Annotated in this window: 9 protein-coding genes and 1 pseudogene; 4 read left to right on the top strand and 6 right to left on the bottom strand. The window is 36.4% G+C overall.

Translation table 11 applies throughout. The features are described from left to right. Together BM266_RS13985 and BM266_RS13980 are read left to right on the top strand one after the other, a co-directional pair. The coding region (locus BM266_RS13985) for a transposase (RefSeq protein WP_139220657.1) at positions 1 to 272 on the top strand (272 nt) is incomplete at its 5' end. Positions 273 to 718: 446 nt separating this feature from the next. Continuing rightward, positions 719 to 1,669, top strand: coding sequence for a nitrilase family protein (locus BM266_RS13980; RefSeq protein ID WP_093410791.1), 951 nt, complete (start codon positions 719 to 721; stop codon positions 1,667 to 1,669). A gap of 333 nt (positions 1,670 to 2,002) precedes the next feature. Here the strand turns inward: BM266_RS13980 and BM266_RS17400 are convergent. The 6 genes and pseudogenes from BM266_RS17400 to BM266_RS13950 form a co-directional block, all read right to left on the bottom strand. Then, positions 2,003 to 2,182 (bottom strand): annotated as a pseudogene (locus BM266_RS17400) (hypothetical protein); the annotation flags it as partial. 224 nt (positions 2,183 to 2,406) lie between these two features. Further along, positions 2,407 to 2,913: a hypothetical protein gene (locus tag BM266_RS13970; protein ID WP_139220656.1), complete on the bottom strand. Its 507-nt coding sequence runs from the start codon at positions 2,911 to 2,913 to the stop codon at positions 2,407 to 2,409. 333 nt (positions 2,914 to 3,246) lie between these two features. Beyond that, entirely contained in the window at positions 3,247 to 3,816 is a 570-nt protein-coding gene (locus BM266_RS13965) for a thermonuclease family protein (RefSeq protein WP_093410787.1), read from the bottom strand. A gap of 7 nt (positions 3,817 to 3,823) precedes the next feature. Continuing rightward, complete coding sequence (locus BM266_RS17610; protein WP_394333129.1) at positions 3,824 to 4,099, bottom strand: trypsin-like peptidase domain-containing protein; 276 nt, start codon at positions 4,097 to 4,099, stop codon at positions 3,824 to 3,826. 13 nt (positions 4,100 to 4,112) lie between these two features. Further along, positions 4,113 to 4,472 carry a hypothetical protein gene (locus tag BM266_RS13955; protein ID WP_093410785.1) on the bottom strand — a complete coding sequence of 120 codons (360 nt, stop codon included), beginning with the start codon at positions 4,470 to 4,472 and terminating at the stop codon, positions 4,113 to 4,115. 224 nt (positions 4,473 to 4,696) lie between these two features. Further along, a complete protein-coding gene (locus BM266_RS13950; protein ID WP_093410783.1) occupies positions 4,697 to 5,338 on the bottom strand; it encodes a hypothetical protein in 642 nt (213 codons plus the stop codon). 287 nt (positions 5,339 to 5,625) lie between these two features. On the opposite strand from BM266_RS13950, the gene BM266_RS17155 reads away from it, so the two are divergent. Continuing rightward, positions 5,626 to 5,790, top strand: coding sequence for a hypothetical protein (locus BM266_RS17155; RefSeq protein ID WP_175494813.1), 165 nt, complete (start codon positions 5,626 to 5,628; stop codon positions 5,788 to 5,790). Between the two features lie 59 nt (positions 5,791 to 5,849). Then, positions 5,850 to 7,769, top strand: coding sequence for a tetratricopeptide repeat-containing sensor histidine kinase (locus BM266_RS13945; protein ID WP_093410781.1), 1,920 nt, complete (start codon positions 5,850 to 5,852; stop codon positions 7,767 to 7,769). The last annotated feature ends 7 nt before the right edge of the window (positions 7,770 to 7,776 follow it).

Genomic DNA, 7,776 nt, shown 5'->3' with positions numbered 1-7,776 from the left:
CTTATTTTGAATATACCGCTCCCATTAGAAAACTCATATATACCACTAATGCCGTAGAAGGTTTTCACCGGCAGGTAAGAAAAGTAACCAAGACCAAAGGAGCTTTCACTAATGATATGGCGTTATTAAAGCTGGTTTATCTGGCTACCCAAAGAATTGAAAAGAAATGGAACGCTCCACTGCAGAATTGGGGCTTGGTAGTTCAACAATTAGCCATTAAATTTGAAGGCCGACTGGAGTTGGATTTAGCAACCAATAAAACGAAAAGCTAAATTTTCCTCCTCCGGGGGTACCCCCGGAGGAGGAAGGAGACAGAGTTGAGCTAACACTCCCGAAAATTTTCTCAGAAACCTATAAAGCTAAAGTCCAGATAATAAATCAGGCAAATTTTAGAGATTTTTTGAAATAGTAGGAGCTAACACTCCCAAGTAGGATGCGCCCTATGCTGTTTTTACTTTACACTTAACTTCCCGTACCCTATAAAAACAGCATAGGATCGCAAGTAAGTTATGGTAGATTTGGGAGCGATGTTACCTAAAAGTAAGCTCGTTAATTTATGTTTTTTAGAATACTTATAGCAAGGAATGTCGGTTTTGTAATATTTGATATAAATCAATAAGATGCGTTTATTCCAACTAAAGACCTTATAAAAAAGTATTTTAGTTCCTATAAAACGAATTATGCACAAGCAAGTAAAAAATTTAATGTACATCTCAAAATGAACATAGCAGTAGCCCAATTTCAACCGAAGGACGGAGATAAAACATACAACCTATCGATAATCCGAAAACTTGCGGAAAAAGCAAAATCCAACGGAGCAGACTTAATTAGTTTTCACGAAATGTCCATTACCGCATACACTTTTACCAAAGATTTAAGTCTGGAACAGATAACGGACTTGGCGGAGGACGTTCCCAACGGCAAAAGCACAATGGAGTTGCTTGCGATTTCCAATGATCTGGACATTCCGATTTTGGCAGGTCTGGTAGAAAAGTCGGATGGGAAAATTTATAATACCTATATCTGCGTTACGGGCGATGGAGTGGTCGCGAAACACCGAAAAATACACCCTTTTATCAACAAACATATGTCCGCTGGTGGCGAATATTGTGTATTCGACATACTCGGCTGGAAATGCGGAATTTTGACTTGCTATGACAACAACGTAATAGAGAATGTCCGGGCGACAAGCCTTTTAGGAGCGGAAATAATTTTTGCACCTCATGTTACATGCTGTACACCATCGGCAATGCCACATCGAGGATATGTAGACGACAAATATTGGCAGAATCGAGAAAATGACCCTGTTTCATTACGAATGGAGTTCGACGGCCCTAAAGGTAGGCGTTGGTTAATGCGCTGGCTACCCGCAAGGGCTTACGACAATGGAGTTTACTATGCGTTTACCAACCCAATTGGCTATGATGGCGAACAACTGAAAAACGGTAATTCGATGATAATCGACCCTTATGGAGAAGTTTTGTCCGAAATAAAATCCTTTGAAGACGAAATTACGATTTCAAAAATCACAAAGGATAAAATACAACTTTCAGGAGGTTGGCGATACAAAAATGCGAGGAGACCTGAACTGTACAAAGATATAATTGGTGGTAGCCACAAATCAGACACAACGCCTGTATGGATGAAGGAAAAAAATGCCAAAGATTGAAAAAATTCCTGTGCACACATCGAGTAGATTGATCTGCCAGAAACTGACGGAGTCTGCCTCTCACGCCACCGTACGTAACGGTCTTGTATACGGTGGTTCGATAATGAAACTTATCGATATTCAATTCTGAGAAATTCCTCCTGGCCCTGCTTGTTTAATCCTTTATCCGGAAGTTTACCGTAGTACCCTCATACTATTTAATTGTTTTTCTTTCTTTCCTGTAATTTAGCTCTATCAAAATAAGTGAGCCCACGCGTTGTATATGCTATGCGCATTTAGTGAGTGTGATTCTCAACCTCTTGCGGGTGTACAAGCACCCTTGTGATTATATCCTCAATCTATAATAAGTTCAATGCCCGCTTTTTCGGCCTTGTTCTTTATTTTAGTCATTAAGTCATAATAGCTCCAGTTTTTAAGTATAAATTCCTCCTCTTTGGCTATCCCGATCTTGTCCTGCTGATTTAATAAAATTAGCGTCCCGGCCTGGTGTTTAATGCAAAAATCAATTACTTGATCTTTTTTCTATCTTAAAGGATTTAAGAGGGTAAATTTTTAAATTTTGCTTACGGTCTACCGTAATTTCGATTTTTCACAAATTGCCAACGATTTGCGTATTTGAAAAGTAGCAGATAAACTTTAACTTTACTTTCTGTTTATAACAAAAATAGCAGAAAAGAACCAACCTCTCGGTTTAGCCCTTAACTGCTATTTTTTATATATGCTGTTATGGGCTGGTTTTACTTATTAACTTGTACTAAGTTGTTTTTCCATTCCGCCGGAATATCGTTTAATGCGTAAACCTTAAATTCTTCATTTTGCACGCTCGCAGTAGATTGAACTAAATTTTCATTTAGGAATTCCGTTTCCAGCTTATACATTGCTCCTGTTGCAGGGTCAATGATTAGCATTCCTATAACTCCTCCTAAAAGTAAGTTCCCAAAATACCATCCGTCAAGTTTATATTCCACAGGAACAGTTTTGGTATTATAACCGTCTTTAGTAAAAGTTACTTGGTATCTTGCTTTTCCAAAAAATCCGCTTCCAGATTTTAGTTTTAGAGTTGCAGGTGTTTGACCAGAAAAGATTTCAATACCTTTTTTGTCTTTAATAACAATTTGAGCCTCGCTAGGCGCACTGTTTATTGAAATTGGATAACTACTTTTGCTCACAATTGAAGCACAACTTGAAAAAATAATTGATGTTGCCATTAAAATGGCGGTCATTTTTAAGTAAGATTTAATCATTAATTAACTATTAAAGTTTCCTAATCGTAAGGCTTTTCGGTTTCGCCTCGTTTTTTATAGTGGTTTCTGAACTCCACTTTTTTTATAAAAAATTATAAGATCATGCCTATTATACCAAAGGTTATTGTCCATTCTATTTTATTATTCTTATAATAATTAACTGCTAAATGACCGCAGTTCGAGTTACGACGATCCGTAATAAGGTATAATAACCCAATGGGTAAAGGTGCCAATGCGACAAACAGCATAAGTACACTAATCCAAGTTAGAATTTTCATGTTTTTCTAATAAGGGCCAAGACGAGTAGTAGGGTTACGACCAGGCCACTTTTTACTACCTAAAATCCCAGGGAGCTATAGGATTTGGCTCCTGCCATAGTCCGCGCTTGTTATTCCGGGCTTCTTTTTCCAGTTTATCGTAGGATATATCATCAGAGTATTTTTTATAATGCCAGGCATAACCAAGTCGGACCATTTCCTTGTTGACATTGACACCCTCTTCATTAATAAGTTCTCCAATAATCCGTCCGCCCATGTCAAATTCACCATCTGTAATTAAAGTGACCTCCTGGCCAAAGCACAAATCAGAAAGTATTCTTTTAGCTTTGTTCCCGTAGGCTTGACTACCTCTTTTCTCAGGGGCATCAATATGTTCAAAACGAATCATTAAAGGAAACTCTCCTTTATAGAGGAGTTCGGCTTTATCACCATCAACTATACACATGATCTTGCCTTTAAGTGCGATCTTACCGGAAGGTAGATTTTCGTCATCTTTTTCGGCTTCGCTTCCAATAATATTTTCTTCCACATTTGAATGAGGACTTGTATTTCGCTCACTAACAGTTCTTTTACAAGCTGAGAGAATTATGAGGAGAGAAAGAAGTAAAGGCTTTAAATTAATCATAAAATTATTATCTAATATATTTCTCGTACGCTAAGACCTGAATATTAATAGCAAAATTAAGCTCAGAACCGGTTCCCATACCAGAGGTGGTTATCCCAATAACTTCTCCTTTAATATTGAACAGTGGACCACCTGAGCTGCCGTGATCTATAACCGCATCAATTTGAATTCTATCATTTTCCCTAAAACCTGAAATTGTTCCTTTGGTTAAAGAATTGGATAATCCTTTAGGACTACCAATGGCAAAAATATCTTCTCCAATTCGTGGTCTTTTACTAGCAATCCTTAAAAGAGTGTTACCCTTCCTGCGTGGAGCCGTCCTTTGGAGAATAAATAAAATCCGGGGTATTAAGTTTCGTGATTTTATTGTTGATTAAATATACATGTGTTGAAAACCTCGGGGTCTCTAAAATTTCAACTTCGTTAACAAGGCGGGCTAAAGCTTCTTTAAAATTAGTAAATCCTTCAATGTAGCCATTCATACTTGCAGTATTTTCTGCATACAATTTCAAATTGGCGGGTTTCGGTTGCACTACGGCCGGATTAGGTTGCTTTTTTTCAACCTCCCTTATAGAAGCATTCTCTTCTCGCTTTCCACAAGAAAAAAACATTAATGACATTAGAAGAAAACTTAGGGAATAGTAGATTCCTTTCATGCAATAAAATTTGGGCTTGTATAATTGAGAAATGTTTAAGTTTCATCCAAATGAATTTTAGTGTTCTTTAAGAATTAATAGTTGAAATCCATTTTTAAATCTGCTGTTTTCAGTTGAAATGTAAACTTTTGAGTTAGTAAACCTAAAGAAATTGAATGGAAGGTTTTTACGGGTTTCCGTAAAGTGAGATTAAAAGAATCGTAGTGGAATTAAAAAGAGGTGGATTACTCCCCGGTTTTAATATATTTTTTGATAATATATTTGGAAACCGGCTTTAAGGTTTTTCCGTTCTTAGGATGTATCCCGGGAGCTGTAAAAAATTCAAGCTTCTTATCGGATTTATCATACCAAACTTGAACCTTTCCGTTTTTAAAGAAAGCAGTGGTATCGGTAGGTTTTATTTTTTTAAAATTCTCAAGACGAAAAATCCGTAATAATTCCTCATTTTCTTTACCGCTACAGGCAGTTCTTTCAAAATGATCCTTTTTCCAAATCATACATTCTTCTTTCCCATTTTGATAACCAACATAGGCCGATACCCCTATCAATGGAAGTAAAATTAATGCGATTATCCAGGCTTTATTCTTTTTATAGTTTTTTTCTCCTGGCTTAAGGACTGGCTCTGATTCATTTTTCACGAACCCCCCATAATTTTCATAACCTAAAAACTGAGAAAGATAATCGGTAAGCGGATGAGAAGGTGAATATTCCTTTTTATAATATCGGATAAGTGTTTTTGATGAAACCTGAAATTTATATACCTCAGAAATATGTTCAGCCAGATATTCGGCTCTTCCGTGAACAGAGTCTTTTCCGGATTCTTTACCGGCTTTTTCAAAGACGCTATTAATTAATTTCTCGGTCATTTTTCAAGTCAAAATTCAACCTTAAATGTATAAAAATCTTTAGACAAGATAGTCGGACAAACTTGTCCGGATCTTGTCTGCCTTATGTCCGCGACTGTCCGTGGTTTCCATCTTTATTTTGACCTGTCACTGAAAAAACAATCAGTACAGCAAGGGTTTCCCGGTGTCTAGGGAAAATTGGGAAGACTTCTCGAAGCTCCGGCGAAACCCATTCTTCCCAACCCAGTCCCAAATACCGAAATCATTTCGGGCGGGCTTAATAATGTCAAATTTTAAAATTTTAAAAGATGAAAAAAGCAATTTTCACCCTTTTGCTAATGGCCGGATTGTTCAATTTCACGTCATGTACCGAAGATAGCCTTGCCGAGGCTACGGATACACCAGAAGATTATTATGCAAATGGGGAAGATGAAAACACCGATCCTGAGGAGGAAAAACCCGGAGGCGATTAAAATGAATCTATTTTTGATTAAAAAGGCCGCTTCTGAGCGGCTTTTTTTATTTTCGCCTTATGAAGTCCATCTATCCAATTATTTTCCTCTTGATCTTATTTTTCGCTAGCGCTTGTATAAATAATGTTCAAGAGGAAGATTTGAGAAAAGGTCGTGCAAAAAATTCAGCATATTATTTTTATCAACAGGCTTTAAATGAAGATAAAATAAATATTAAGATTCAGAATTTAAATCAATCCTTATCCAAACTTCACAATAAAAAAGACAGCCTTCACCCTCTCCTTTTAGACCACAAAATATACTATCATAATCGGTTAGAAGAATTTGATAGTGCGCTATTTTTTGCAGATAGCCTTAAACGGTTGGCCACCTTTAAGAAAGATACAAACTGGATTGCTCTCGCATTTTACAGGAAAGCAGTTATTAATCGCTATTTAGATAATCAGGAATCAGTTTTTAAAAATGCTTTTGAAGCACGGAAGCGATACCTTCAACTTGGAGATAGCTCTAAAGCAGCTCGTAAAAGTTTGGAAATGGCCACTGCCCAAAGTCGGAGGCAGGATTATACCGGAAGTCAGGAATCTGCTACTGAAGCTTTACGCTATCTCAATGAAGAAAAAGACGAGCAGTATTTAAGTAGTGCCTACAATATTATTGCTATCGCATATCGCAACCAGGGTTTTTATAAAGATGCGATTATAGAATATAAAAATGCGCTGAGCTATGCAGATAACTTAGAAGATAGCCTTAGTTATCAAAATAATGTTGGTTTGGTTTATCAGGATCAAAAAAAATATAAAAAAGCAATCGCCGTTTTTGATGAACTCTATAGTAAGGCTACTGAAAAAGATTACAAATCACGGGCAAGATATTTAGATAATCTGGCATTTACGAAATGGTTGGAAAACAAAAATGTAGATATTTCTTTAAAATTAAACCAGGCACTACAATGGCGAAAGGAACTTAATGACTACAATGGTTTAACAGCTAGTTATTATCATTTATCAGAATTCTATAAAAACCTTAATAATGCAAAAGCTATTGATTATGCAGAAAAATGGCTTGAATCTGGTGAAGTTAACACAAGCTTACAAGCACAAGTAGACGCTTTAAAACAATTACTTATCCTTAGTCCCATTGACAAAAAGTATATTTCAGCATATGTTCACCTTAGTGATAGTTTAAATAAAGTGAACTTAAAGGCTAAAAATACTTTTGCAAAAATAAGGTTTGATGAGGAACAGAAGAAGCAGCGGATTTCCAGATTAGAAGCTTCAGCAGCTTTACAGGCCCTGGAAAATCAGAAGATTAAAACCCGGAATTATATACTTGGGTTTTTCGCTATTCTTGTTATAGGACTTGCTATTTTTATCTTTTATTACAACCGGCAGAAACATAGAAGGGAAAAAATAACAGAAATCTATAATACTGAAACCCGAATTTCAAAAAAAATTCACGACGAGTTAGCCAATGACGTATATAACATTATGAGCGGCTTGGAAGCAGTTGTCCCTGCAGAAACAATTGATAAACTAGAAAGCATTTACAGCCGCACCCGTGATATTTCTAGAGAAAACAGTAAAATTAATACAGGGCCAGGTTATGTAAATCAACTAGTGGCTTTACTCTCCAACGTTTGTCCAGACGATACCAGGTTAATTATTAGTGGCGAAAGGAATTTTCCCTGGAGCACTATAAACCGTGAAAAAAAATTTGTGATCTATAGGGTATTACAGGAAATTATGGTAAACATGAAAAAGCATAGCCAGGCATCCTTAGTGGCTTTGGTTTTCAGTAAAGAAGAAAAATATTTGAGAATTCATTATTCTGATAATGGTGAAGGCTCTACCCGGGAAGCTATTCAAAACGGCAACGGACTGCAAAATGTGAAAAACCGTATTTCTTCTGTAAATGGAAAACTTACTTTTGAGACTGAAAAGGGTAAAGGATTAAAAATTATGATCTTAATTCCACTATAAAAAACTA

Origin of the sequence: Salegentibacter flavus (assembly GCF_900115145.1) — a bacterium.
GTDB classification, from domain to species: Bacteria; Bacteroidota; Bacteroidia; order Flavobacteriales; family Flavobacteriaceae; genus Salegentibacter; species Salegentibacter flavus.
The sequence above is the reverse complement of the archived record's forward strand: the minus strand, read 5'-3'. Positions and strand labels throughout refer to the sequence as shown.

What these genes read in the sequence shown, in the direction of transcription:
- BM266_RS13980 (WP_093410791.1), top strand. Translation starts at nt 719, where the DNA reads ATGAACATAGCAGTAGCCCAATTTCAACCGAAGGACGGAGATAAAACA.
- BM266_RS13970 (WP_139220656.1), bottom strand. Translation starts at nt 2,913, where the DNA reads ATGATTAAATCTTACTTAAAAATGACCGCCATTTTAATGGCAACATCA.
- BM266_RS13965 (WP_093410787.1), bottom strand. Translation starts at nt 3,816, where the DNA reads ATGATTAATTTAAAGCCTTTACTTCTTTCTCTCCTCATAATTCTCTCA.
- BM266_RS13955 (WP_093410785.1), bottom strand. Translation starts at nt 4,472, where the DNA reads ATGAAAGGAATCTACTATTCCCTAAGTTTTCTTCTAATGTCATTAATG.
- BM266_RS13950 (WP_093410783.1), bottom strand. Translation starts at nt 5,338, where the DNA reads ATGACCGAGAAATTAATTAATAGCGTCTTTGAAAAAGCCGGTAAAGAA.
- BM266_RS17155 (WP_175494813.1), top strand. Translation starts at nt 5,626, where the DNA reads ATGAAAAAAGCAATTTTCACCCTTTTGCTAATGGCCGGATTGTTCAAT.
- BM266_RS13945 (WP_093410781.1), top strand. Translation starts at nt 5,850, where the DNA reads ATGAAGTCCATCTATCCAATTATTTTCCTCTTGATCTTATTTTTCGCT.